Raw genomic sequence first — 24,034 nt, forward strand, 5'->3', positions numbered from 1 at the left:
GCCCCGTCGCGGCCAGATTTGGCCGCAGGTCACCTAATTGTTGAAAATTTGGCTTGGAACTTAGGCAAGATTTAGGCGCAAAAGAACCAATTGTAGGGAAATGGGCGACGATGTCGCCCAAATCCGACTTATTGTTCGGTTGTATCGCCAACTCGTGTCTGGCTACGCAGTTGCGCCTCGTACGTCGCGCTTTGTACATATTCGCGATAGACGATGGCGGCATACTTGCCGTCCAGAACCAGCGGGTTGCGATCCACAAAGCCCGAAACCTCGGTCACGGTGCGGCGGTTGCGCCGATCGCGATTCGGGGTATCGATCAACGGGCGTGACTTGCCGAAGGAAACGACAGCCTCAAGACGTGAGCGCGAGATGCCCTGCTGTGTCAGGAAGGCAACCGCCGCATTGGCGCGTCGCTGGCCCAGTGCCTTGTTGTAACCAGTCGAACCGACGGCGTCGGTATGGCCATAGACCCGGAACCGCGCTTCGGGGAACTGTTTGATCCAAGCAGCCTGCCGCAACAGAACCCGCTGAGCCGTTTCGTCCAGCTTTGCGCTGTCAAAGGCAAAGTTGATCTGCGTCGGAACCTCGGCCGCGAACCGCTGACCCAGGATTTGGGCATAGGTCAGTTCGCCGTTCATGACCTGGGTGTTGTTCAGGGTCGCATTCCCGAAAGCACCTTGATCAACTTCATACCCGGCTTCACGCGTGCAAGCGGCGACAGCAACCGAAAGACCCAGTGTGATTATCCACTTCTGCATTGGTCCTATCCTCCTATCAATCCAGAACGTAGCCGTAGGAGCTGCCAAAGTCCTGCTTGGCCACTTCCGAGGCTGCGCCGGCACCCGGGCGCGTTGTACGACCGACTTTGCCGTTCACGAACAGATCAAATTCGCTGGGCGGCTTGACCCGATCTGTTGGCAATGCCAGCGCTTCACCACGTGTCGGCGAAACCAGATGCGCAGTGATTATGATAACCAGTTCGCTTTGTTGGCGCTGGTATTCCGCAGAGCGGAACAACGCTCCCAGCACCGGAATATCACCGACCCAGGGAACTTGGCTGTTCAGGTCTGCAAAGTCATCTTGAATCAACCCCGCGATTGCGAAGCTCTCACCATCTCGCAATTCAACCGTCGTGCTGGTCTGACGAGTGACAAAGCTAGGAACTGTATCGCCTTGGATAGTAAAGTCTGAACTGGTGTCAATGCTGGACACGGCGGCGGCAAGCTCAAGATTGATCAGATCGCCATCCACAACGCGCGGAATAAAGTCGATTTCAACGCCGAACGTCTTGTATTCAATGGCAATAACACCATCTTCTTGCGGCACCGGAATGGGAACTTCACCGCCGGCAAGGAAGGTTGCTTCCTGACCCGACAGGGCAGACAGGTTTGGCTCTGCCAGACTGCGGGCAAGACCTTTGGCCTCCAATGCTTCCAGCAGCAAACGCACCTGCGTCGATCCGGCCCCAAAGCCGAACAGGATGGCGCCTGTATTTGTTTGAAGTATGGGGATGTTGTCGTTCAGTGCGTTGGCCAGAGCGCCCGCATTGTTGAGGGTGTTGAAACCACCTGTCACGTCACCGCCGCCGAAGCCCAGCGAAGCGGTCAGGCTTTTGGCCACCGAGCGGTTCATCTCGGCAAAACGTACTTTCAGCATGACTTGCTGTACGCCCCCGACTGACATCAGGTTCGAAACACGCTCGGGCGCGTAACGCTCGGCTAGTTCCAGTGCCCGCGCCAGTTTTGCGCCGCTGGAAACCGTTCCCGAAAGGACGATGCCATCATTGGCTGTGCGCACTTCGATCTGTTCACCTGGCAAAATCTGAACCAAACGCTCTTTGAATTCAGATACATCCGGCGATACGCGAACCCGAACATTTGCCAGCAGGTTACCCGCGCCGTCAAACAGGGTCAGCGTGGTCAGGCCCGGAGCCTTACCCAGCACATAAATAGTGCGATCCGAAAGCGACGAGATATCGGCGATTCCGGCATTAGCAATGCTAAGTTCGGCGAAAGGTTCTTCGCTTTCCACCACAATTGCGCGGTTCATCGGAACGTCCAGCGTTTCCGCTGAACCATTCTTTACCACGCGCAAAGTTTCAGCCCAGGCCGTATGGCCGACCGGACCAACTATAAGCGCCAACCCCATAAGGGTTGCGCTGATCCAAGTACGTATTGTCATGTGACCTGCCTCTCCGATCACGCCTCGTTTTTTGGGTCTATGCCCTATGTCAGGTAACACTGCGCGAATTACGAATTTATTGCAATAATCAAGGGTTTCTGGAATTTTCCTTATGTGGACAATGCGCAACATGCATAACGAAACAAGCCGCGCAGTTGGCGCGGCTTGTGTTGGTAAATCTCTGATTTAACGTCAGTTTGTGCAAGGAATTTCGGTTTGCACAATTTCTCCGCTACGTCGAACTCTCGTGTAGCATTTCCGTTCTTCAGCCTGAACCGGGGCGGGGGCTGCTTCTTTGATTCCCAACAGTTTTCGCTGGTCCACTTCAACCGCACTTGCGATTGTGTCGTCCTGCACCCCAACTAAGGCCAATGACAAGCGACCTGTGTTCTGTGCTTGGGCCAAAGCCGCGATTTCTTCTGGGGTGGCGGCTACTGTCACAGTACGCGCAATTGTTGTGCCCGTCAGATCTGATCCCGCTGACTGGTCAATCGCGACCAATTCGATGTTGGTCTGAATCAGGCGGGTGATTTCGCCGACTCCAGCCTGAAGGTTGCTGTTAACGGTTCCGGTCCAATACACATCTACACTATCACCAGGGCGCAAAAAGCCAGAAACACCAGACGCAACATCAACGCTAATCGCAAAAGCGCGTTTACCTTTTTCTATCCGTGAGGTCAGACCTGCGGCCTCCCCAGGATTGGTGACTTTGACCTCCATGAGGGCCTCGTCTTTTTCCATCGCTCTCAGGACGAATCGGTCTCCCTTAGCGTCTTCAGGAAACAAAACGGCCATGTCCACGAAGCTGCCTTCCGGGATTGCTTCGTCAGGCCAGTTGACGACACGAACGTCTTCCTTGGTCAGGCGCTCTCCGTATTTCATGGCTCGGTTGGATACAAGAACGCCAGTGGTCCCTTCCAGGGCGGCATTTTCCAACGCTTGTTGCGCGGCCAGGCGTTCTCGGGCGAGTTGGTCCTGATGCTGTGCGATGTAGTCGCGCGCCAAATAGACGGCGCCTCCGGCCAAAGCCACCCCGACAATCAGGACAAGTCCAAATACTGCACGCATTCACGTCCCCTCGTATTGTTCTATTTTGGTTTGTTCGCCGCGACATTACGACGAAGTCCATTTCTTCGTAATGTTAAATTGTGTCGAAAAGGGGGACAATCTCGATTAATTTCGTGATTGTAATTCCGCACTCATTCTGAGGCGTTTCCGCATCAGGGGCTGGTGGCGGAAAACTTTGTGCGTATGTCTTGAACCTCAACCGCAGAGACTGCGGCACCATTTTTTGCGTCCAGGTTTTGCACAGGATCTGCGATGTAAAGACCGATGAAAGAGCCAAAGCCAACCAGCATGGCTGTCAGCACGACCCAATCAACCGTTACGGCCCCGTCCTCTTGGTGAGAAAATTTTGCAAGTCTCTTCAGCATAGGAGTACCACTTTAGGGATATTGCATAAAAAGAGGGGCCAAGCCTAAGCAAGCATGGCCCCACCATATAAATCTCTACCGGCGTTTCTATTAGCCGCCGGAGGTCGTCGTGCCGAACTTGGTTTTGATGTCTTCAACCGTGGTGCCGTTGATTTCGGTACCGATTTTGCCCGACAGAGCTGCGGTGCCATCACCGATCGCGCTGTAAGCAACTGCGGCCAGGCCAACGATAGCTGCAGTCAGAACGACCCAGTCAACTGTTACGGCGCCGTCTTCGTCTTTGCGGAAGTTCTTGATGAACTTGATCATGTTACGTCCCTCCTAAAGGATCAAAAGTCAAATAAACCTCGGGGTCTATCAGAGCTTTCTCTCTCAGTCCGCTCCCGACCGTCTCGGTATGGCACTATGATTGCCTGTCAGGCGTGGCAGGAATTGGGCTAAACACCATTTTTTTTCTTTTCCGCTTAACTTTTTGGTAGTTTTTTCTTCAACCTATTGAAAATAAACAAATAAAAGTTCGTTACCGATTGGGGTGTTCTGTGTTGCCGATGCAAAATTGCGCCAAATGAGGCGAAATTGCCCCATTTCGACGTGTTTCTCTGGCTTTACAACGGGATTCGCGGTTCAAATCCCGTAAAAGAAAAAACATGAGGCAGGCAAAATGAAACTCCGGGACGCAATGATCTGCGCCGGCACGTTGGCTTTGATGATGTCAGGGCCCTTGCCCGCTATCGCGAATGAAGTTGAACCCAGGGGCGTATATAAAAGAGTAAAGCCCCCCAAACCGGGGACGCGACCCAAGATAACTGTTCAGATTTCGCCCGAAGAACATGCATCGGCGCCCTTCGCGCCCAGCACCGGGGCCGAGCTCGTTATTCCTGAGATCGTCAAACGCGCCAAGGTTGTACCCCCAAGTGTTCCAGGGACTGGATCGCAAAACAAGCCGGTCGGGTCTTACAAGGCTTTCTGGGATAAAATCTCACCTGCTTTGGCCGAAGCAGGAGCTTGGCGGTTAGATGCAGCCATAAACGCGCTGGCCGCGACCAATGTGGCCTCACCGCGTTTGCAGACGCTCCAGAACATTGCGCAACAACAAGGGATCGAGATTCTGCGCTCAACCGTAGGAACAAATGTATCGCCGGCTTTGGTGCTGGCCGTGATTTCGGTTGAATCTGCAGGTCGTGAGAATGCGGTCAGCTCAGCCGGGGCGCAGGGGTTGATGCAGTTGATGCCAGCCACCGCCAAACGATTTGGTGTTAAGGACAGCTTGCAGCCGTCTCAGAATATCTCGGGCGGTGTCAAATACCTGAACTGGTTGATGGAAGAATTTGGAAATGATCCGATCCTAGTGCTGGCCGGATATAATGCGGGTGAAGGTGCTGTGCGCAAGCACAGTGGAGTTCCCCCTTATGCCGAGACGCGGGATTACGTGCCCAAAGTCCTTGCGGCTTTTCAGATCGCCAAGGCCCTTTGTTCAACCCCGCCCGAGCTGATTTCGGATGGCTGTGTGTTCCAGACATTGAATTGAAAAGGCCCGCCAGAACTGGCGGGCCTTTTCAATCTAGTGGATTAGTTGACGATCTTGGCCTCGGTGGCGGCGCGAATCTCGTCTTCGGTTACACCTTCGGCAATTTCGACGATCTTCAGGCCGCCTTCAACCACGTCCAGAACACCCAGATTGGTAATGATGCGATCCACTACCTGTTTTCCGGTCAGGGGCAGGGTGCATTTCTTCAGTAGCTTGGACTTGCCGTGCTTGTTAGTGTGATCCATCACAACGATCACGCGGCCAACACCGGCGACAAGATCCATCGCGCCGCCCATGCCTTTGACCAGAACGCCTGGAATCATCCAGTTGGCCAGATCACCTTCCTCATCAACCTCCATAGCGCCCAGAACCGCTGCAGCAATCTTGCCGCCCCGGATCATGGCAAAGGATGTGGCGCTGTCGAAATAGGACGTGCGCGACAATTCAGTGATCGTCTGTTTTCCTGCGTTGATCAGGTCGGGGTCTTCTTCACCTTCGAACGGGAAGGGGCCCATGCCCAGCATGCCGTTCTCGGATTGTAGAGTGATGTCCTTATCACCCACATAGTTCGCCACCAGCGTCGGAATCCCGATGCCGAGGTTCACATACATGCCGTCTTCCAGCTCCTGCGCCGCGCGGGCGGCCATTTGATTGCGGTCCCAGGGCATTATGCTTCCTCCTTCTTGCGGGTGGTGCGCTGTTCGATGCGTTTTTCGTGATCGCCCTGAATGATCCGGTTCACGTAGATGCCGGGCAAGTGGATCTGGTCGGGATCCAGCGAACCGCGTGGCACGATCTCTTCGACTTCGGCGATGCAGACCTTGCCGCAGGTCGCTGCGGGCACGTTAAAGTTGCGGGCGGTCTTGCGAAAGATCAGGTTGCCGGTGTCGTCGGCCTTCCATGCCTTGACGATGGCCAGATCGGCAAAGATGCCTTCTTCCATGATATAGGTTTCGCCGTTGAAGTCCTTATGCTCCTTACCCTCAGCGATCACGGTGCCCACACCTGTCTTGGTATAGAAGCCGGGGATTCCTGCACCACCGGCACGCATACGCTCAGCCAGAGTGCCTTGCGGGTTGAATTCCAATTCCAACTCACCCGCCAGGTACTGACGCATGAATTCCGCGTTCTCGCCAACATATGAGCTGATCATCTTTTTGACCTGCTTGGTTTGCAGCAAGATGCCGATGCCGAAATCATCGACGCCCGCATTGTTCGAGGCAAAGGTCAGGTCCTGAGCGCCCGACTCCTTGATCGCCTCCAACAGCAATTCAGGAATACCGCACAGGCCGAACCCGCCTGCTGCGATCATCATGCCATCCGACAACACCCCATCAAGCGCTTCGGTGGCATTGGCATAGACTTTCTTCATGGAAAACTCCCCCAATGACTTGGTGATGGGCAGGTTGTGCCGCCACGTCACGGGGAAGTCAACGAATCCAAGGGGGTGGTGGTATTTCTACCTAGCCACCCTTAGGTGGCCGCCTTCTTGGTTGTTTTCTTGGCTGCCGCTTTTTTCTTGGGTGCGGCCTTTTTCTTGGTGCCCTTCTTGGCAGCCCGCTCATTGACCAGCTCAATGGCCATTTCCTGCGTCACGTCTTCGGGCTTGATATCCTTGGGAATGGTGGCATTGACCTTTTCCCACTTCACGTATGGCCCATACCGCCCATCAAGAACCTGCATTGCGCCGCCATCGGGGTGCTCGCCCAGCTCTTTGAGCGGTTTGGCAGCGGCCCTGCGCCCGCGCCCCGGATTGGCGCGCTTCTCGGCCAGCATTTCAACTGCGCGGTTCATACCGATCTCGAACACATCGTTGGGGTCTTTGAGGTTGGCATAGACCGGTTTTGCTTCCTCGGGCAATTGGTGCATCAGATACGGTCCAAACCGCCCAAAATTCGAGCTGATCATACCGCCCTCGGGGTGTTCGCCGATCTGGCGGGGCAGGGACAGCAACGTCAGCGCCTTGTCCAGATCCATGTCATCCTTGCTCCACCCGCGGGGCAGGGACGCGCGCGGCGGCTTCTTGTTCTCTGGCGTGGGTTCGCCGCGCTGAACGTAAGGACCGAACCGGCCGGATTTCAGCCAGATCTCATCACCTGCATCCTCACCCAGCAGACGTTCGTCGCCTTCGGCCCCTTCGCCCGCGATGGGACGGGTATAGGTGCATTCGGGGTAGTTGCCGCAGCCCACAAACCCGCCGGTGCGCGAGGTTTTCAGGTGCAACTGGCCCACGCCGCATTTCGGGCAGACGCGCGGATCAGAACCATCCTCGCGCGGGGGGTACAATTGCGGCGCCAGTGCCTCATCCAACTTGTCCAACACCTCGGAAATACGCAATTCCGATGTCTCGCCAATGGCGGCCGAGAAATCACGCCAGAACTTGCCCAGCAGTTCTTTATAGTCGCGGCCACCGGCGCTGACATCATCCAGCTGTTCCTCCAGATTGGCTGTGAACTCATAGCCCACATATTGTCGAAAGAAGTTCAGCAGAAAGATCGTAACGATCCGGCCTTTTTCTTCGGGGATCAAACGGTTCTTGTCCTTGCGTACATACTCTCGGTCCTGAATCGTGGTCACGATCGAGGCATAGGTCGAGGGGCGCCCGATCCCCAGCTCTTCCATCCGCTTGACCAAGGTGGCCTCGGTATAGCGCGGCGGCGGCTGGGTGTGGTGTTGCAGGGCCAGAACGGATTCGTTGTCGGACAGAATAGCGGCCTTGTCTTCGGCCTTGGTGAACTGATCTTTCAGCGATGTCTTGGCAAACGGTGCTGGATCACCCTGCATGATCTGCGGCAAGCGCTTCTCGTCGTCATCGGCCACATCATCGCGGCCCTCTTCATACACGCGCATGAAGCCGTCAAACAGCACCACCTGACCGGTAGCACGCAGGCCAACCTGGCCATCGGCGCTGCCTACCTCAACTGTAGTTCGCTCCAATCGCGCAGCAGCCATCTGACAGGCGATGGTGCGTTTCCAGATCAAGTCATACAGCTTGCGCTGATCCTCATCCGTAACCTTCAGTGCCTTGGCATCCCGCGCCATGTCCGTTGGGCGGATACACTCGTGCGCTTCCTGTGCATTCTTGGCCTTGTTCTTATACATGCGTGGGCTGTCCGGCACATATTCCGCGCCATACCGGTCGGCAATTGTATCGCGGGTGGCGGCCACGGCTTCGGGCGCCATATCGATACCATCCGTCCGCATATAAGTGATGTAACCCGCCTCATACAGCCGTTGCGCCACCTGCATGGCATGGCGGGCACCCATGCCAAACTTGCGGCTGGCTTCCTGTTGCAAGGTCGAGGTCATGAACGGTGCGCTGGGGTTGCGCGCGGCGGGCTTGGCTTCGACCGAAGTAACGCTGAGCGCGCGGCTGGTGATCGCCTGAACCGCCATTTCCGCCTGAGTGGCATTGGCCAAGTCATGCTTGTCCAGCTTTTTGCCCGCCAGAGTGACCAAGCGTGCCTCATAGGTCTGACCACGTGGCGTTTCAAACAGGGCACGTACCGACCAGTATTCGACAGGTTTGAACGCTTCGATCTCCATCTCGCGCTCGACGATCAGGCGCAGACAGACCGATTGCACACGTCCTGCCGATTTCGCGCCGGGCAGTTTACGCCACAAAACCGGAGACAGGTTGAACCCGACCAGATAGTCCAGCGCGCGGCGGGCCAGATACGCCTCGACCAACGGCATGTCGACCTCACGCGGGTTCTGCATCGCCTCGGTCACCGCGTCTTTGGTGATGGCGTTGAAGGTCACGCGGCTGACGGGCGTATCCTTTTTGATCGAACGGCGCTTGGTCAGCGCCTCTTGCAAGTGCCAGCTGATCGCCTCACCCTCACGATCGGGGTCAGTGGCAAGGATCAGGGCATTGTCTTCCTTCAGCGCGTCGGCGATGGCTTTGACATGTTTACGGCTGTCGTTGCCGACCTCCCATTTCATCTCAAATTCATGCTCGGGGTCGACGGAACCGTCCTTGGGGGGCAGGTCGCGAACATGACCATAAGATGCCAGGACAGTGTAATCAGGGCCAAGGTATTTGTTGATTGTTTTGGCTTTGGCCGGGGATTCTACAACAACAACAGGCATTTAAGGGGAAACCTCGCTCGACGGATTGGGCGCCTTCTATGATCGTGCAAGATGTGTAGGGCAAGAGCGAATTGTCAATGCGTTCCTTTAAATACGTGAATTTTACGGCGATTTCAGCGCGATAGCCTTCAAAAAATCAGCGCGGGGCGTGAGACGCTTGCTCAGGCCGTTAGTGACAGCAACCCACCGGGCTGACGTTGGATGCGCCCGTCCAATTCCAGATCAACCAGCGCCGGACCAATCTCGCCTGCCGTGGCTGCGATGTCGCGGATCAACTGGTCCTCGGCGATGGGCGAAGGACCAAGCCGAGCCAGAATTTCGCGATGAAGGGCGGCACCCGAGGCGACGGGTTCGGGTGTCATTTCGGGAACTGTGGTCTCGAATAATTCGGACTGTTGTTCTGGCAACGCTTCGATAACGTCTTCGGCGGACCGCACCAGAGTGGCCCCGTCGCGGATCAGCAGATTGCAACCGGCGGCGCGGGCATCGAAAGGATGGCCGGGTACTGCCAGAACCTCGCGCCCTTGATCCAGCGCGTCGCGTGCGGTGATCAGGCTGCCGGATTTTGCTGCCGCTTCAACCACCACAACAGCCTGTGCCAGGCCCGAGATAATGCGGTTACGACGGGGAAAGTGCCGGGCTTGCGGTGCCACGCCCATGGGCTGTTCCGACAGGCGCAGGCCAGATTGGGCGATGTCCCTTGCCAGATCGGTGTTTTCCGCAGGATAAATCACATCTACGCCGCCGGCCATGACCGCCACCGTGCCAGTATTCAGCGCCGCCAAATGCGCCGAGGTGTCAATCCCGCGGGCCAGGCCCGAGACCACGACATATCCCTGTTTTCCGAGGTCGGTTGCCAGGCCACGCGCCATCCGCGCCCCTAAAGACGAGCAATTGCGCGCACCGACCATCGCAATTGAGGGCTTGCGCAACACGGATACGTCGCCAATGGCCCAAAGCATCGGTGGGCCATCGGACAAATCGTTCAGGGCAGTGGGGAAATCAGCGGACCCAAGGCACAATAGCCGCGCGTTTGCGGCTTTTGCGGCCTTGAGCTCCGCCTCAATCACGCCAGGCGGGCAAATTTCATACCCTTTAATTCCGGCGGCACGTGCCATTTCAGGCAGCGCGGCCAGCGCATTCTGCGCTGAGCCATGTTCGCGCAGCAGCCGACGAAACGTCGCCGGGCCGACCTTGCGCGAGCGCAACAGACGAAGCCAGGAGAACCGGTCCTCTTCCGTGGTGGGTGGGAGTGTGGGGTGATAGGAAGAAAGCTGCTCTTCGGTCATCCGTTGCTCCGCCTGATTGCAGAACTGGTTTACGACTGAGGGGGTTAACAGCTTGTAAATCTTGTCAAATTATTCAGAAAATTTCCCAGAATTGATAGCGTGTTTGGTGTAACCGTCAGATAACAAACAGGAAAATAAACTGCCTGCCCGATGGAAATTCTCAGACAGGCATCAATATCGATTGATTGTCCACACGTGGCGTTAACCTTGCCGGTGACCGATTCTGTGTCAGGCAGCAGATCCGCCGACGGTCAGGCCGTCCATCAGAACGGTTGGCTGGCCGACACCTACCGGCACCCATTGGCCGTCTTTCCCACAGGTGCCCATACCCGGATCAAGCGCCATATCATTGCCCAATCCCCGGATGCGGTTCAGGGCGGAGGGTCCGTCGCCGATCAGGGTTGCACCCTTGACCGGGGCGCCAATCTTGCCGTTTTCAACGCGGTACGCCTCGGTGCAGGAAAACACGAACTTGCCGTTGGTGATATCCACCTGCCCACCACCAAAGCCCACGGCCCAGATACCGTCTTTGATATCGGCCACAAGCGAAGCAGGATCGGCGTTGCCGCCCAACATCACCGTATTGGTCATTCTTGGCATGGGCTTGTGCGCATAGCTTTGCCGCCGCCCGTTTCCGGTGGGCGCAACATTCATCAGACGCGCATTCTGACGGTCCTGCATATAACCAGTCAGAACGCCATCCTCGATCAGCACTGTCCGCGAACTGGGCGTGCCTTCGTCATCTACAGTGATTGATCCGCGTCGGTCGGCAATCGTGCCGTCATCCACGACGGTGACGCCTTTTGACGCGATCTGCTGTCCCATCAGGCCCGCGAAGGCCGAGCTGCCCTTGCGATTAAAGTCGCCTTCCAGCCCATGTCCGATGGCCTCGTGCAGCAAGATACCGGGCCAGCCGGGGCCCAGGGCCACCTCCATCACGCCCGCCGGGGCAGGGATGGCGTCCAGATTGACCAAAGCGATCCGCAGCGCCTCGCGTGCTTTGTCCTGCCAGTCTGTCGGGTCGATGAGGCCATCCAGACCAACGCGTCCGCCACCCCCGGCCGAGCCGCTTTCACGGCGGCCGTTTTGTTCGACAATGACCGAGATGTTCAGGCGGGTCATCGGACGCACATCGCGCACCAGAACCCCGTCGGGGCGCAGGATCTCGACCTCTTGCACAGCGGCGGCGATCGTGGCGCTGACTTGCACGACGCGAGGGTCGAGGTCGCGGGAAAAGGCGTCGATTTCGCGCAGTGTTTCAATTTTCACCGGGAAACTTGCCGATTCGATCGGATCCTCGTCCGTATAAAGCCGCGTGTTGGTGGCGCGGGGCGCCTCGGCCAAGGTGCCACCACCATCGCCTACCGCCAGACGCGCGGTTTCGGCGGCCCGTTTCAGCGCCGGGATCGAAACATCGGTGGAATGTGCATAGCCCGCCACCTCACCTTGCACAGCACGCAGGCCGAATCCTTCGGAAGCATCATAGGACGCCGTCTTCAAACGCCCGTCGTCAAAGACCAGAGACTCGGATTTTCGCCGCTCGACAAACAGCTCACCATCCACGGCCCCGGCGGTGGCCGACTGCAAAACTGCAAGCGCTTCGTCCTGCGGAAGAACGCTTTCAAACGGGCGAAACGGGTCGTTGGGCATCGGTTGGGACCTTTCCGGTTTGATCCAGATCAAAAATAGCGTCTGTTTGACGCAAGCATTTTGCTTTATCTACCCGCCGGAATATGGTTTTTAACGCGGCCAAAGACAACGGGAGAGGTGCGACTGATTCACACCTTTTCGCCAGAGAAGCTAAGATCAGACGATCAGGACAGAAAATGAAGAACGCTTTGATGCTTTCCGGGCTTGCAACAGCCCTCTCCAGCCTTCCCGCCATGGCTCAGGAGCTTGAGATTATTGGCAAGCCGGTTGCCGGCGGTGTAAATTTCCAGCCTGCAGCTACAGACCTTGCCGTGGGGATTCACAGACTGGACGCGATGATTCTGGTGATCATCACCGTCATCTGTCTGCTGGTCGCGGGTCTACTGGTCTACTGCATCATGCGTTACAATCAGCGCGCAAACCCGACACCGGCGCGATTCTCGCACTATACCCCGGTTGAAATTGCTTGGACCCTGGGGCCGATCCTGGTTCTGGTCTTTATCGGTGCGTTCTCACTTCCGGTTCTGTTCAAACAGCAGGAAATTCCCGAAGGTGACGTGGTAATCAAAGTGGTGGGCAACCAGTGGTACTGGACCTACGAATATGTTGATCACGATTTTGCGTTCGACAGCTATCTGCTGGGTCACCCCGCAACTCTGGACGAAGGTGCCCGCCCGGCGGATGCCGACGTAACGCCGTTCGTTCTGGATGATGCGATGCGCGCTAAGCTGGCCGATTCCGGTTACAGCGATGATGAGTGGCTGCTGGCCACCGATACGGCCGTTGTTGTGCCGGTCGGTAAGATCATCGTTATGCAGGTGACTGCGTCGGACGTGATCCACTCTTGGACCATCCCGTCCTTTGGCGTGAAGCAGGACGGCGTACCGGGTCGTCTGGCCGAGCTGTGGTTCCAGGCTGACAAGGAAGGCATCTATTTCGGTCAGTGTTCTGAACTGTGCGGAAAGGACCACGCTTACATGCCGATCACCGTCAAGGTTGTCAGCGAAGAAGCCTATGAGCAATGGCTGCAAGGCGCTCTGGAAGAGTACGCAGGTCAGCCTGCGGCCTATCAGGTTGCTTCGAACTGATCCGGGCATTGGCCGGATGAATACATGATGCAGGCTGCGCGGTGATCGCGCAGCTTTCGCCCCAAAAGGACCCGACATGAGCGACGCAAGCTTCAATGCCAGCACCGTGACCGCGCAGACCCGCGCGGACGAGGCCAGCTTTGGCGACTATTTCGCCCTGCTGAAGCCGCGGGTCATGTCGTTGGTGGTGTTCACGGCGCTTGTCGGTCTGCTGGCGGCACCTGTGCCGGTCCATCCCTTTGTCGGCTTCTGCGCCATCTTGTTCATTGCCATCGGTGGTGGTGCCTCGGGTGCGCTGAACATGTGGTGGGACGCTGACATTGACAAGGTGATGAAGCGCACCAAAGGCCGTCCGATTCCGTCCGGCAAGGTTGATGCTGGCGAGGCCATGGCCATTGGGCTGGCGCTGTCTGGCCTGTCGGTGATCATGCTGGGTCTGGCAACGAACTGGTTTGCCGGAGCCTTCCTGGGTTTCACCATCTTTTTCTATGTCGTGGTCTACACGATGTGGCTAAAGCGTTCGACGCCGCAGAACATCGTGATCGGTGGTGCGGCAGGGGCTTTCCCTCCGGTAATCGGTTGGGTCGCGGCCACGGGGTCGATGACGCTTGAGCCGTGGTTGATGTTTGCCTTGACCTTCATGTGGACTCCACCGCATTTCTGGGCTCTGGCGCTGTTCATGCGCTCGGATTACGACGATGCGGGTGTGCCGATGCTGACCGTGACACACGGCCGCCGCGCGACGCGCTGGCACATTCTTGTTTACACCGTACTGCTGGCGCTGCTGGCGGTTGGCACGTCCTTCTCGGGCATCGGTGGCCCGATCTATCTGACCGTTGCTGTTGTGATGAACGCCCTGTTCCTGCGCGGAGCGTGGCAGATCTCGCGTCGCACCGAGGATGACTCAGAGGCAGATAACTTCAAGGTCGAGCGCTCATTCTTTAAGCTGTCGCTGCTCTACCTGTTCCTGCACTTCGGCGCGATTCTGGCTGAGGCGTTGTTGAAACCCTATGGATTGGGAGGTTGGTCATGAGTCTGCGCAAAAGCCATGAACTGCACCAGCGCCGGTTCAACCGCAATCTGGGGGTGGGTCTGACGCTGGCTGCCTTCATTGTGATCATCTTTGGGCTAACGATCGTAAAAGTCTCGGGCACTAGCCTGGGTCAGCCGACACAAGAGGTTCAGAACTGATGGCCTTGTCCGGTCCGCAAAAAACAGTGATGCAGACGGTCAGTGTGGTCGTGCTGATGGGCGGTTTGGCCTGGGCGGCGGTGCCGTTTTACGACTGGTTCTGCCGGGTCACTGGTTTTGGCGGTACGGTTGGTGTGGCCGAAACCGCGCCCGAGGATATTCTGGACCGCAAGGTCACTGTCCGCTTTGACGCCTCGAAAGCCAAAGGCATGGCGTGGGAGTTCAAACCGGTCGAGCGTGAGATGGAAGTGCGCATCGGTGAGACCGGATTGGCCTTTTACGAAGCCCACAACCCGACCGACCGTCCGATTGCCGGGCAGGCGTCTTACAACGTCGCGCCGTATTCGGCCGGTGGGTATTTTCAGAAAATCGCCTGTTTCTGTTTTGAAGAGCAGGTGCTGCAACCCGGTGAGCGGGTGCAGATGCCGGTAACCTTCTTCGTCGACCCGGAAATCGTCGAGGATCTGGAAGCCAAGTATGTGCATACGATTACTCTGTCGTATACATTCTACGAAATAGACCTGCCCGAGGGCTACGCAGCCCTGGATGAGCAGGCAGATACAAATACGAACTAACGCCTGTAGGTGAGGGACGCTGATGGCACACGCAAAAAACCATGATTATCACATTCTGGCCCCGTCGATCTGGCCGCTGATCGGCGCGATCGGTGGCTTTGTGATGCTGTTCGGGGCCGTCCTTTGGATGCACGGTGTTACACCGTTTGTGTTCTGGGCCGGTCTGGTGGCCGTTCTTTACACCATGTTCGCCTGGTGGTCCGAGGTTGTGGCCGAAAGCCGCGCCGGTGATCACACACCGGTGGTACGCATCGGTCTGCGTTATGGTTTCATCCTGTTCGTGATGTCCGAGGTGATGTTCTTCTTCGCCTGGTTCTGGTCGTTCTTCAAACACCGCATGTATCCGATGTACGACTATGCTGGCACCGAGTACATCCAGCCGGATATTCACGCGGTTGACCCCTTCCACCTGCCGCTGATCAACACGCTGGTTCTGCTGTTGTCGGGCTGTGCGATCACCTGGGCGCACCACGCGCTGGTGCATGACAATGACCGCAAGGCGCTGATCAACGGTCTGGCTATCGGTATCGTACTGGGTATCGCATTTACTGCCCTGCAGGGCTTTGAATATTATGAATTGCTGGCGCACGAAGGCTGGAAATTCGGCGACGATCAGTTCTATTCTAACTTCTTCATGGCCACCGGGTTCCACGGTTTCCACGTGATCATCGGTACCATCTTCCTTTCGGTCTGCCTGATCCGGGCGCTACGCGGTGACTTTACCCCTGAAAAACACGTCGGGTTTGAAGCGGCAGCCTGGTACTGGCACTTTGTGGATGTCGTCTGGCTGTTCCTGTTCTTCGCCGTCTACATCTGGGGTCAGGCCCCGCTGATTTAACGCCGGTCAGGCGATCCAATTGCAAAAGCCGCCCCAAGGGGCGGCTTTTTCTCTATCCAGGGCGCAAGATTGCGCCCGATACAATTGCGTGGTTGCAATCTTGCACGTGGCACCCTTAACAAGGCGCCGGTTCAACCCGAGCCTTTAGGTAACGAAATCTGGTCCCGATATGCGCCGCATCCTGTTCCTGCTGATATTTGGTATTGCCGGTGTGGCGATCCTGTTGTCTCTGGGCTTCTGGCAGATGCAGCGACTGACATGGAAACAGGGTGTTCTGTCCGAGATTGATACTCGCATCACGGCAGCACCGGTTGCCTTACCCGACAGCGTTTCTCCTGAGGATGACAAGTACTTGCCGGTAACGATTTCTGGTGAGATGGAGCCCGGGGAAATCCATGTTCTGGTTTCGGTCAAACTTGTTGGCGCAGGTTACCGCATTATTCAGCGTTTCAGCACTGAAGACCGAACAATTCTTGTAGACCGGGGGTTTGTTCCGACCACTGCCAAGCAGGCTGAACGGCAGGTGGGTCAGATGGAGGTAACGGGTAATCTGCATTGGCCCGATGAGGTCGACGGGTACACACCCGAACCGGACATGGAAAGCAATATCTGGTTTGCCCGCGACGTGCCCAATCTGGCCGCTGCTTTGGGGGCTGAACCGGTGCTTCTTATCGCCCGTTCACAAACTGACCCGGGCGTGACGCCCCTGTCTGTCGACACTGCGGGTATTCCCAATGACCACCTGCAATATGCAATCACATGGTTTGGTCTGGCTCTGGTCTGGGCCGCGATGACCGGTTATTTCCTGTGGCGCAATCGCGCCCCTTCTGAAAGTGAAGAGCAATGAAATACATCTCGACCCGTGGCCAAGCGCCTGAACTGACCTTTGAAGAGGCGATGCTGACCGGGCTGGCCCGCGATGGTGGCCTGTACCTGCCTGCCGAAATTCCGGTGATGAGCCAGGAAGAGATCGCAGCATTGGCAGGGTTGCCCTATGAGGAAATCGCGTTCAGCGTGATGTGGCCCTATGTCAGCGGGTCCTTTGCCGAGGATGAGTTCAAGGCGATCATCGCCCGCGCCTATGAAGGCTTTGGTCATGATGCCCGTGCGCCACTGAAGCAGCTGAACGAAAACCACTTCCTACTGGAGTTGTTCCACGGTCCGACACTGGCGTTCAAAGACTTTGCCATGCAACTGATCGGGCAACTGTTCCAGGTGGCCCTGAAGCGGCGCGGTGAACGTGTGACCATCGTGGGCGCAACCAGCGGCGATACGGGCTCGGCCGCGATTGAGGCGTTCCGGGGGCTGGATGCCGTGGACGTGTTCATTCTGTTCCCCCATGGTCGTGTGTCCGAGGTGCAACGCCGCCAGATGACCACGCCGGCAGACAGCAATGTGCATGCATTGGCCGTTGATGGCGACTTTGACGATTGTCAGGCTGCCGTAAAGGACATGTTCAACGATTTCGAATTTCGCGATGGGGTGAAACTGGCGGGTGTGAACTCGATCAACTTTGCCCGCGTGTTGGCGCAGGTGGTCTACTATTTCTCGGCTGCGGCCAGCCTGGGGGCACCGCATCGCAAGGTCAGCTTCACCGTGCCTACCGGCAATTTTGGTGACATCTTTGCCGGTTATATCGCCAAGTGCATGGGGCTGCCCATTGATCGGTTGGTTGTGGCCACAAATCAGAACGACATTCTGCATCGCTGCCTTTCGGGGCAGGGGTACTTCAAGGGCGACACCATTCCTTCGATCAGCCCGTCGATGGATATTCAGGTCAGCTCGAACTTTGAACGTGCGCTGTACTATGCCTATGGCGAGGATGGCAGCGCTGTATCGCAGTTGATGGATGAGCTGAAGAATGGCGGCTTCAACGTCAGTCAGGGCGCGATGGAAGCACTGCGCGAGAATTTCGACTCGGGCCGCGTGTCCGAGGATGAAACACTGGCCACCATCAAATCCGCATTGGCCCACAGCGCCGAGCTGGTTTGCCCGCACACCGCGGTCGGTATCAAGGTCGCCGAAGATCACCGTGCGGCTGACGTTCCGATGATCACTTTGGCCACCGCTCATCCGGCGAAATTCCCGGCGGCGGTTGAGAAGGCGAGTGACGTACATCCGCCTCTTCCCTCTCGCATGTCTGATCTATATGAACGTCCGGAACGGGTGACCCGCATCGCCAATGATCTGGGTGCCATTGAGGATCATATCAAAAGGCATATTGCTGAGTGACTGTCAGACAAGACCAATTGAAGAACGGCTTTCGTATCGTCAGTGAACATATGCCGGGGCTGCAATCGGCGGCCATCGGCATTTGGGTAACCGCCGGTGGGCGGCATGAACGGATCGAGCAGAACGGTATTGCCCATTTCCTTGAACATATGGCGTTCAAGGGAACTGAGCGCAGGTCTGCGCTGCAGATCGCCGAAGCGATCGAGGATGTGGGCGGGTATATCAACGCCTATACCTCGCGCGAGGTGACGGCCTATTACGCACGCGTTCTGAAAGACGATGTGGCGCTGGCGATGGACGTGATTGGTGACATCGTTCTGAACCCTATCTTTGACCCGCGCGAGATCGAGGTCGAGCGCGGCGTGATCCTGCAAGAGATCGGCCAGGCTTATGACACGCCGGACGACGTGATTTTTGACTGGTTGCAAGAGCAGAGCTATCACGATCAACCGCTGGGCCGCACCATTCTGGGCCCGACTGAGCGGGTCAGCGCCTTCTCGCGCGAGGACTTGTCGGGTTTTGTCGCTGAGCACTACGGGCCGGAACAGATGATCTTGTCTGCCGCGGGCGCGGTGGATCACGACGCGCTGATGAAAACGGCCGAAGAGATGTTTGGCCATCTGCAACCGCGCAAAGGGCTGGTTCCTGAAACGGCCCGCTTCACCGGTGGCGAAGCGCGACAAGAGAAAGAGCTGGAACAAGCCCATTTCGCACTCGCGCTGGAAAGCCCCGGCTACCGCGACGATGAGATCTATACGGCACAGATTTACTCCACCGCTTTGGGTGGCGGCATGTCCTCGCGCCTGTTTCAGGAGGTGCGCGAGATGCGTGGCCTATGCTACACGATCTTTGCGCAGACCGGGGCCTATGCTGATACCGGAACAACAACGATCTACGCAGGCACCTCGGCGGATCAGGTCGCAGAGCTGGCCACGATTACCATCGATGAGATGAAGCGTGCCGCCGAAGACATGAGCGCCGAAGAGGTTGCCCGCGCCCGCGCGCAGATGAAAGCCGGGATGCTGATGGGGCTGGAAAGCCCATCAAACCGGGCGGAACGTCTGGCGCGTCTGGTTCAGATTTGGGACCGGGTGCCGTCGCTTGAGGATACGGTCGCCAAGATCGATGCAGTCAGCACGGGGGATGTTCGTGCGTTTGCGGAAAAGATGGCGCTTCAGGCGCCGGCGGCCTTGGCGCTCTACGGTCCAGTTTCCGCCGCGCCCACGCTGTCAGAATTGCAGGAGAGGCGTGCGGCGTGATGCTGTTGGGCAGACGCAAGCTGAAACTCGAGACCGAGCGCCTAAGCCTGCGCCCGCCCGTTCACTCTGATTTCAACGATTGGGCGGCGCTGCGGCGAGCGTCCCAAGAATTCCTTACCCCGTGGGAGCCGATCTGGGCTAAGGATCATCTGACGCGCAAATCTTTCACCAATCGCGTCTACTGGGCGCAGCGTTCAGTGGCCAGTGGCACAGCGATTCCTTTGTTCCTATTCCGTCGATCCGATGATGTGCTTCTGGGGGCGATCACGCTGGACAACGTGCGACGCGGCCCGGCGCAGGCCGGGACGCTGGGATATTGGACCGGTCAAACCTTTGCCCGCAACGGGTATATGCGCGAGGCGATTGGCGCGATTGTCCACTATGCCTTCACCCGCTTGGATCTGAGCCGGATCGAGGCCGCCTGCCTGCCCGAAAACAAGCCCTCGCGCGGGTTGCTGGAAAGCTCGGGCTTTAAATATGAAGGCGTGGCGCAGTCTTATCTGCAGATCAACGGGCGGTGGCGGACGCATGTCCTGTATGCCAGCCTGCGGTCGGATCGGCGCGGCAAGACGGACGCGGGCTAGGGGCTCTGCCCCCGGCGCGGCCAGCCGCGCCTCCCCCGAGATATTTTTGGCCAGATGAACAAGGGGCATGACTTGTTGGCGTTCTGCGCTACACTTGCCCCATGCGCTGGATTGTTGCGGTATTGATGGTGATCTCGGGCGGTGCTGTGGCGCAGGAGCGGCGGCCGAGCCATTGTATCGCCATCGCGGATGCCGCGCCGGGGATCGAGTATATTCACAAGGCGGCGTGGCAGGACCCGATCCCGGAATTTTCCGTGCGGATCAGCTATATCGCCCATGCCTCTTTCCTGATCCAGACGCAGGGCGGGTTGAACGCAGTGACGGATTTCACCGGCTTTATCGGTAGTGCCGATTTGATCCCGGATGTGGTCACCATGAACCATGCGCACAGTACTCATTGGACCGCTCATCCCGATCCTGCAATCCCGCATGTGTTGCCGGGGTGGGGCGAGTTTGGGCTGGGGATCGATCATTACCTTGATCTGGGCGAGATGCTGGTGCGCAATGTCTCGACCGATATCCGATCTGCGTATGGCGGCGTTGAAGAGCGCGGCAATTCGATCTTTGTGTTCGAGGTGGAAGGGCTGTGCATCGGCCATCTGGGCCATTTGCACCATATACCATCCGATGAACAATTTGCGGCGTTGGGGCGGCTGGATGTTGTCATGGCGGCGGTGGATGGGGGAACGACGATGCCTCTGCCCGAGATGATCTCGGTCCTCAAGCGGCTGAAAAGTTCCGTTATCATCCCGATGCACTGGTTTTCCGGCTTTTCGCTGGACCGGTTTTTGGTCGATATCCGCAATGATTTTCCGGTTGAACGCAAGGGAGCGACCGAAATCACCGTGTCGCTGCGTACTCTGCCAAGTCAGCCAACAGTGGTCGTGCTGGAGCCGCAGTATCTGATCGAACTGGAATAGGGCTTGTCCGGGCGCGTTCGCTTGGGCAATGAGGTGGCATGACACTGAATCCTGCCGATGAGAAACTGGCCCGTCTGATCCGGGCTGATCTGGGTGAAGATATTATGCGCCCGGTCACGGAACGCTATCTGGAAGAGCCACGGGGGCGTTTTACCGGACATGCCGGTTTGTTGGCCTTACCGCGAACGGTTGATGAAGTAGCAGCGCTGGTTCGATTGGCCTTGGATAAGCGGGTACCGGTAGTGCCTTACGGTGGTGGCACAGGGCTGGTAGGCGGACAGGTAATGCCGGACGGGCCAGCGCCCCTCTTGATCTCGTTAGAGAGGATGACCGCGATCCGGGCGGTTTACCCGACCGAAAACATTCTGATTGCCGAGGCAGGTGCCATTCTGGCTGATGTACAAACCGCCGCGGAAGAGGCGAACCGGTTATTCCCTCTGGCTCTTGCAGCGCAGGGATCGTGCCGGATCGGGGGCAACCTTGCTACCAATGCGGGTGGGGTCAACGTGTTGCGCTATGGCAATGCGCGCGACCTTTGTTTGGGGCTTGAGGCGGTTCTGCCCAGCGGTGAAATCTGGAACGGGCTCAGCCGGTTGCGCAAGGACAACACCGGCTATGATCTTCGTAACCTGCTGATAGGTGCGGAGGGTACATTGGGGATCATCACCGCCGCCTCGTTGAAACTTTCTCCGCGGCCCGAGGCGGTCGGAACCGCGATGGTTCAGGTCGCTTCGCCCCAAGCGGCGATCGATTTACTATCATTGGCCCACGACCAACTGGGTGAAGCGGTCAGCACCTTTGAGCTGATCCACAAGCAGGGGCTGCAATTCCTGACCGAGGTTTTGCCAGATGTGCGCCAGCCATTTGAGACCCAGCCTGAATGGTGCGTTCTGATCGAGCTTGGATTGTTTGCGGGGCACTCGCCCGCCGACGCGCTGGAAACGCTGTATATCGAAGCGGACAAAGCTGGCCTCGTCGGGGAGGCGGTTATTGCGCAAAGCGAGGCGCAGCGTATGGACCTATGGGCCGTGCGCGAGCGTATCCCCGAGGCCAACCGGCTGATCGGGTCGGTGTCCAGTCACGATATCTCGGTCCCGATTTCCCGATTTCCCGAATTCATTCAACGCGGGGCCGAGGTCGTGGCCGCGCTTGGGTTGTTCCGCATCAACTGTTTTGGTCACGTTGGTGATGGCAATCTGCACTACAACGTGTTCCCGCCCTTGGGCCACAGCCGTTCGGAGTTTGATGGCGAGAGACAGGCCGTCAAACACGCTGTGCATGATCTGGTGGAGGCCTTTGGTGGCTCGGTCAGTGCCGAGCATGGGGTAGGGCGTCTGAAAGTCGATGATCTTGAGCGCTATGGCGGCGCGACAAAGCTGTCTGCAATGCGTGCCATCAAAGCTGCGCTGGACCCGCAGGGGATCATGAATCCGGGTGCGGTTTTGAGGGCGGATTGATCGTGCCGCTTCCCGCGCCTTGCCTTTGGGAAATTGAATGACGGGCGTTTACAGCCCTTCGAATTCGCACAGAACGTGCACATCCATACCCATGTCTTCCAACGCCTTGCGGCCGCCCAGTTCCGGCAGGTCGACAATGAACGAGCATGATACGATCTCACCCCCCAGCCGTTCAATCAGCTTGATCCCGGCAGCGGCGGTGCCGCCCGTTGCCAGCAGATCGTCGACGACAAGGATTTTCTCGCCCGGTTGAATGGCGTCATCGTGAATCTCGACGATGGCCTCACCATATTCCAGTTTGTAATCCTGGCTGATGGTTGTGCCGGGCAGTTTGCCCTTTTTGCGGATCGGCACGAAGCCAACACTCAGCTGATGGGCAATGGCACCGCCCAGTATGAAGCCGCGCGCCTCGAGGCCCACGACTTTGTCGATCTGCTCACCCGCATAGGGGTGCAACATCTGGTCGATTGCCATACGAAAACCGCGCGGATCAGCGAACAGTGTGGTGACGTCGCGAAACATGATCCCCTCATGCGGGAAATCGACGATGGTTCGGATGTAATCCTTGACCGACTTGTTTCTGGACATTGCCAATCCCTCTGACGTCAAAACACGCGGGCGTATTTGGCCCATTGAGGACAGCCTTGCAAGGAAAGATTATCGCTGACTTCCCGACAGGGAGCGGAATTGAGCTTTGATAATACGAAATAGAGATGCTGTGCGGTGGGTGACCACGATGGACGCGCCGGACTGGTAAATGGAATGCCTGAGTCGCGGGAAGGTTGATTGCCAAAACTCTGTTTTGTTGGTAGGTCGCCGGTACCTGAATTTGCTATGCATTGTATATGCGGTGTATCGCTTGTGGATTTAGGCATTGAACAGGGTGTGCGGGAAAGATGGACAGCAAGGTATCTGCCAAGAAAAACAGCCAGTTGGTCCTGCGCCTGGACAAGGATGAGCGGGACGCATTTGTTGAATTGTGCAGGGAACTGGATACATCAGCCGCTCGCGAAATACGACGTTTTATCCGTGGGTTCATGAAAGAACACGAAGTGAGCTGAACCCTCAGGCCGGGCGGCGCAGCACGGCGGTTGCAACCCCCATTCCAATCAAAGTCAGCCCTCCGAACCGGGTCATCGCAGTGATTACCCCGGCGCGTCCGATCATCCGGCGCAGCCGGTCAGCCAGCAGCGCATAGGCCAGCGCGTTCAGCCAGGCCAGACCCACGAAAGTCGCGATCAGGATAGCGAATTGCGGGCCCAATGGGTCCGCCGGACGCAGGAATTGCGGTACGAAGGCGATGAAAAAGGCAATGGATTTCGGGTTCAGCGCCGTAACGGCGGCGGCATGGCCAAAGACACTTTGTGCGGTGACATTTCGCCCGGTCGCTGGCGCCTCTAACCCGCCCGAGGGCGCGCTACGCAGCAGCTTGATGCCCAGCCACACAAGATAGGCCGCACCCACCCATTTCAGCACAGAAAACAAAGTAGCCGAGGCCAGCACCAGCGCCCCCAGCCCCAGTAGCGAAGCGGTCATTGCAACCAGATCCCCTACCGCCACCCCTGTGGCCGAGGCCACGGCGACGCTGCGCCCTTTTGATAAGGCATAGCTAAGCACCAGCAACACAGTCGGGCCGGGGATAAGCAGCAAGGCGGTCGATGCGGCCACGAAAGCCAGCCAAAGTTCAAAAGACATGGGGTTACCCGTTTGGTTTCGC

At 57.5% G+C, this 24,034-nt stretch carries 25 protein-coding genes; 13 read left to right on the top strand and 12 right to left on the bottom strand.

Going from position 1 to position 24,034, the window contains the following annotated elements; all coding sequences use genetic code 11:
• Nucleotides 1-128: 128 nt before the first annotated feature.
• The 5 genes from ACR0B0_RS18365 to ACR0B0_RS18385 form a co-directional block, all read right to left on the bottom strand.
• Entirely contained in the window at nt 129-758 is a 630-nt protein-coding gene (locus ACR0B0_RS18365) for an OmpA family protein (RefSeq protein ID WP_170351453.1), read from the bottom strand.
• 16 nt (nt 759-774) lie between these two features.
• Nucleotides 775-2,181: a type II and III secretion system protein family protein gene (locus ACR0B0_RS18370; protein ID WP_170351452.1), complete on the bottom strand. Its 1,407-nt coding sequence runs from the start codon at nt 2,179-2,181 to the stop codon at nt 775-777.
• 192 nt (nt 2,182-2,373) lie between these two features.
• On the bottom strand, nt 2,374-3,249 hold the full coding sequence (gene cpaB / locus ACR0B0_RS18375; RefSeq protein WP_170362506.1) for a Flp pilus assembly protein CpaB: 876 nt from the start codon (nt 3,247-3,249) through the stop codon (nt 2,374-2,376).
• A 152-nt stretch (nt 3,250-3,401) separates the two neighbouring features.
• Nucleotides 3,402-3,614: a hypothetical protein gene (locus tag ACR0B0_RS18380; RefSeq protein ID WP_170351447.1), complete on the bottom strand. Its 213-nt coding sequence runs from the start codon at nt 3,612-3,614 to the stop codon at nt 3,402-3,404.
• A 90-nt stretch (nt 3,615-3,704) separates the two neighbouring features.
• Entirely contained in the window at nt 3,705-3,923 is a 219-nt protein-coding gene (locus ACR0B0_RS18385) for a Flp family type IVb pilin (RefSeq protein WP_170351445.1), read from the bottom strand.
• A gap of 352 nt (nt 3,924-4,275) precedes the next feature.
• Between ACR0B0_RS18385 and ACR0B0_RS18390 the strand changes: the two genes are divergently transcribed.
• Nucleotides 4,276-5,142 (top strand): lytic transglycosylase domain-containing protein, encoded by an 867-nt coding sequence (locus tag ACR0B0_RS18390; RefSeq protein WP_170351443.1) that lies wholly within the window; start codon nt 4,276-4,278, stop codon nt 5,140-5,142.
• A gap of 41 nt (nt 5,143-5,183) precedes the next feature.
• Here ACR0B0_RS18390 and ACR0B0_RS18395 read toward each other — a convergent pair whose 3' ends face one another.
• From ACR0B0_RS18395 to tldD, 5 genes are all read right to left on the bottom strand, one after another.
• Nucleotides 5,184-5,810 (bottom strand): CoA transferase subunit B, encoded by a 627-nt coding sequence (locus tag ACR0B0_RS18395; RefSeq protein WP_170351441.1) that lies wholly within the window; start codon nt 5,808-5,810, stop codon nt 5,184-5,186.
• On the bottom strand, nt 5,810-6,514 hold the full coding sequence (locus ACR0B0_RS18400; RefSeq protein WP_170362511.1) for a CoA transferase subunit A: 705 nt from the start codon (nt 6,512-6,514) through the stop codon (nt 5,810-5,812). The genes ACR0B0_RS18395 and ACR0B0_RS18400 overlap by 1 nt, the downstream gene beginning before the upstream one ends.
• A 101-nt stretch (nt 6,515-6,615) precedes the next feature.
• Complete coding sequence (gene topA / locus ACR0B0_RS18405; RefSeq protein ID WP_480649041.1) at nt 6,616-9,234, bottom strand: type I DNA topoisomerase; 2,619 nt, start codon at nt 9,232-9,234, stop codon at nt 6,616-6,618.
• 161 nt (nt 9,235-9,395) lie between these two features.
• On the bottom strand, nt 9,396-10,523 hold the full coding sequence (gene dprA / locus ACR0B0_RS18410) for a DNA-processing protein DprA (RefSeq protein ID WP_480649043.1): 1,128 nt from the start codon (nt 10,521-10,523) through the stop codon (nt 9,396-9,398).
• Between the two features lie 228 nt (nt 10,524-10,751).
• Nucleotides 10,752-12,173 (bottom strand): metalloprotease TldD, encoded by a 1,422-nt coding sequence (tldD, locus tag ACR0B0_RS18415; protein ID WP_170351433.1) that lies wholly within the window; start codon nt 12,171-12,173, stop codon nt 10,752-10,754.
• Between the two features lie 176 nt (nt 12,174-12,349).
• On the opposite strand from tldD, the gene coxB reads away from it, so the two are divergent.
• The 11 genes from coxB (at nt 12,350) to ACR0B0_RS18470 (ending at nt 22,317) form a co-directional block, all read left to right on the top strand.
• Nucleotides 12,350-13,261: a cytochrome c oxidase subunit II gene (gene coxB / locus ACR0B0_RS18420; protein ID WP_170351431.1), complete on the top strand. Its 912-nt coding sequence runs from the start codon at nt 12,350-12,352 to the stop codon at nt 13,259-13,261.
• Between the two features lie 76 nt (nt 13,262-13,337).
• Complete coding sequence (gene cyoE / locus ACR0B0_RS18425; RefSeq protein WP_170351429.1) at nt 13,338-14,294, top strand: heme o synthase; 957 nt, start codon at nt 13,338-13,340, stop codon at nt 14,292-14,294.
• Nucleotides 14,291-14,452: a hypothetical protein gene (locus tag ACR0B0_RS18430; protein WP_480649045.1), complete on the top strand. Its 162-nt coding sequence runs from the start codon at nt 14,291-14,293 to the stop codon at nt 14,450-14,452. The genes cyoE and ACR0B0_RS18430 overlap by 4 nt, the downstream gene beginning before the upstream one ends.
• Nucleotides 14,452-15,027, top strand: a complete 576-nt coding sequence (locus ACR0B0_RS18435; RefSeq protein WP_170351425.1) for a cytochrome c oxidase assembly protein — start codon at nt 14,452-14,454, stop codon at nt 15,025-15,027. Before ACR0B0_RS18430 ends, ACR0B0_RS18435 begins: the two co-directional genes overlap by 1 nt.
• Nucleotides 15,028-15,049: 22 nt before the next feature.
• Nucleotides 15,050-15,865: a cytochrome c oxidase subunit 3 gene (locus tag ACR0B0_RS18440; RefSeq protein WP_170351424.1), complete on the top strand. Its 816-nt coding sequence runs from the start codon at nt 15,050-15,052 to the stop codon at nt 15,863-15,865.
• A gap of 169 nt (nt 15,866-16,034) precedes the next feature.
• Nucleotides 16,035-16,712, top strand: a complete 678-nt coding sequence (locus ACR0B0_RS18445) for an SURF1 family protein (RefSeq protein ID WP_480649047.1) — start codon at nt 16,035-16,037, stop codon at nt 16,710-16,712.
• On the top strand, nt 16,709-18,097 hold the full coding sequence (gene thrC / locus ACR0B0_RS18450; protein ID WP_170351420.1) for a threonine synthase: 1,389 nt from the start codon (nt 16,709-16,711) through the stop codon (nt 18,095-18,097). Before ACR0B0_RS18445 ends, thrC begins: the two co-directional genes overlap by 4 nt.
• Nucleotides 18,094-19,356 (top strand): M16 family metallopeptidase, encoded by a 1,263-nt coding sequence (locus ACR0B0_RS18455; RefSeq protein WP_480649049.1) that lies wholly within the window; start codon nt 18,094-18,096, stop codon nt 19,354-19,356. Before thrC ends, ACR0B0_RS18455 begins: the two co-directional genes overlap by 4 nt.
• Complete coding sequence (locus ACR0B0_RS18460) at nt 19,356-19,940, top strand: GNAT family N-acetyltransferase (protein ID WP_170351416.1); 585 nt, start codon at nt 19,356-19,358, stop codon at nt 19,938-19,940. The genes ACR0B0_RS18455 and ACR0B0_RS18460 overlap by 1 nt, the downstream gene beginning before the upstream one ends.
• Nucleotides 19,941-20,041: 101 nt before the next feature.
• Nucleotides 20,042-20,860, top strand: a complete 819-nt coding sequence (locus tag ACR0B0_RS18465; RefSeq protein ID WP_170351414.1) for an MBL fold metallo-hydrolase — start codon at nt 20,042-20,044, stop codon at nt 20,858-20,860.
• 38 nt (nt 20,861-20,898) lie between these two features.
• Nucleotides 20,899-22,317: an FAD-binding oxidoreductase gene (locus ACR0B0_RS18470; protein ID WP_480649050.1), complete on the top strand. Its 1,419-nt coding sequence runs from the start codon at nt 20,899-20,901 to the stop codon at nt 22,315-22,317.
• 48 nt (nt 22,318-22,365) lie between these two features.
• Here ACR0B0_RS18470 and ACR0B0_RS18475 read toward each other — a convergent pair whose 3' ends face one another.
• Entirely contained in the window at nt 22,366-22,905 is a 540-nt protein-coding gene (locus tag ACR0B0_RS18475; protein WP_170351410.1) for an adenine phosphoribosyltransferase, read from the bottom strand.
• A 308-nt stretch (nt 22,906-23,213) separates the two neighbouring features.
• Between ACR0B0_RS18475 and ACR0B0_RS18480 the strand changes: the two genes are divergently transcribed.
• Complete coding sequence (locus ACR0B0_RS18480; RefSeq protein ID WP_170516929.1) at nt 23,214-23,378, top strand: hypothetical protein; 165 nt, start codon at nt 23,214-23,216, stop codon at nt 23,376-23,378.
• A 4-nt stretch (nt 23,379-23,382) separates the two neighbouring features.
• Here the strand turns inward: ACR0B0_RS18480 and ACR0B0_RS18485 are convergent, their stop codons facing one another.
• Nucleotides 23,383-24,012, bottom strand: a complete 630-nt coding sequence (locus ACR0B0_RS18485; RefSeq protein WP_170379113.1) for a LysE family translocator — start codon at nt 24,010-24,012, stop codon at nt 23,383-23,385.
• Nucleotides 24,013-24,034 lie beyond the last annotated feature (22 nt).

This window comes from Ruegeria sp. BA12, from assembly GCF_056539625.1.

Bases quoted from the DNA above. Each gene is read 5' to 3' on its own strand.
- ACR0B0_RS18365 (WP_170351453.1), bottom strand. From the start codon at position 758: ATGCAGAAGTGGATAATCACACTGGGTCTTTCGGTTGCTGTCGCCGCT.
- ACR0B0_RS18370 (WP_170351452.1), bottom strand. From the start codon at position 2,181: ATGACAATACGTACTTGGATCAGCGCAACCCTTATGGGGTTGGCGCTT.
- cpaB (WP_170362506.1), bottom strand. From the start codon at position 3,249: ATGCGTGCAGTATTTGGACTTGTCCTGATTGTCGGGGTGGCTTTGGCC.
- ACR0B0_RS18380 (WP_170351447.1), bottom strand. From the start codon at position 3,614: ATGCTGAAGAGACTTGCAAAATTTTCTCACCAAGAGGACGGGGCCGTA.
- ACR0B0_RS18385 (WP_170351445.1), bottom strand. From the start codon at position 3,923: ATGATCAAGTTCATCAAGAACTTCCGCAAAGACGAAGACGGCGCCGTA.
- ACR0B0_RS18390 (WP_170351443.1), top strand. From the start codon at position 4,276: ATGAAACTCCGGGACGCAATGATCTGCGCCGGCACGTTGGCTTTGATG.
- ACR0B0_RS18395 (WP_170351441.1), bottom strand. From the start codon at position 5,810: ATGCCCTGGGACCGCAATCAAATGGCCGCCCGCGCGGCGCAGGAGCTG.
- ACR0B0_RS18400 (WP_170362511.1), bottom strand. From the start codon at position 6,514: ATGAAGAAAGTCTATGCCAATGCCACCGAAGCGCTTGATGGGGTGTTG.
- topA (WP_480649041.1), bottom strand. From the start codon at position 9,234: ATGCCTGTTGTTGTTGTAGAATCCCCGGCCAAAGCCAAAACAATCAAC.
- dprA (WP_480649043.1), bottom strand. From the start codon at position 10,523: ATGACCGAAGAGCAGCTTTCTTCCTATCACCCCACACTCCCACCCACC.
- tldD (WP_170351433.1), bottom strand. From the start codon at position 12,173: ATGCCCAACGACCCGTTTCGCCCGTTTGAAAGCGTTCTTCCGCAGGAC.
- coxB (WP_170351431.1), top strand. From the start codon at position 12,350: ATGAAGAACGCTTTGATGCTTTCCGGGCTTGCAACAGCCCTCTCCAGC.
- cyoE (WP_170351429.1), top strand. From the start codon at position 13,338: ATGAGCGACGCAAGCTTCAATGCCAGCACCGTGACCGCGCAGACCCGC.
- ACR0B0_RS18430 (WP_480649045.1), top strand. From the start codon at position 14,291: ATGAGTCTGCGCAAAAGCCATGAACTGCACCAGCGCCGGTTCAACCGC.
- ACR0B0_RS18435 (WP_170351425.1), top strand. From the start codon at position 14,452: ATGGCCTTGTCCGGTCCGCAAAAAACAGTGATGCAGACGGTCAGTGTG.
- ACR0B0_RS18440 (WP_170351424.1), top strand. From the start codon at position 15,050: ATGGCACACGCAAAAAACCATGATTATCACATTCTGGCCCCGTCGATC.
- ACR0B0_RS18445 (WP_480649047.1), top strand. From the start codon at position 16,035: ATGCGCCGCATCCTGTTCCTGCTGATATTTGGTATTGCCGGTGTGGCG.
- thrC (WP_170351420.1), top strand. From the start codon at position 16,709: ATGAAATACATCTCGACCCGTGGCCAAGCGCCTGAACTGACCTTTGAA.
- ACR0B0_RS18460 (WP_170351416.1), top strand. From the start codon at position 19,356: ATGCTGTTGGGCAGACGCAAGCTGAAACTCGAGACCGAGCGCCTAAGC.
- ACR0B0_RS18465 (WP_170351414.1), top strand. From the start codon at position 20,042: ATGCGCTGGATTGTTGCGGTATTGATGGTGATCTCGGGCGGTGCTGTG.
- ACR0B0_RS18470 (WP_480649050.1), top strand. From the start codon at position 20,899: ATGACACTGAATCCTGCCGATGAGAAACTGGCCCGTCTGATCCGGGCT.
- ACR0B0_RS18475 (WP_170351410.1), bottom strand. From the start codon at position 22,905: ATGTCCAGAAACAAGTCGGTCAAGGATTACATCCGAACCATCGTCGAT.
- ACR0B0_RS18480 (WP_170516929.1), top strand. From the start codon at position 23,214: ATGGACAGCAAGGTATCTGCCAAGAAAAACAGCCAGTTGGTCCTGCGC.
- ACR0B0_RS18485 (WP_170379113.1), bottom strand. From the start codon at position 24,012: ATGTCTTTTGAACTTTGGCTGGCTTTCGTGGCCGCATCGACCGCCTTG.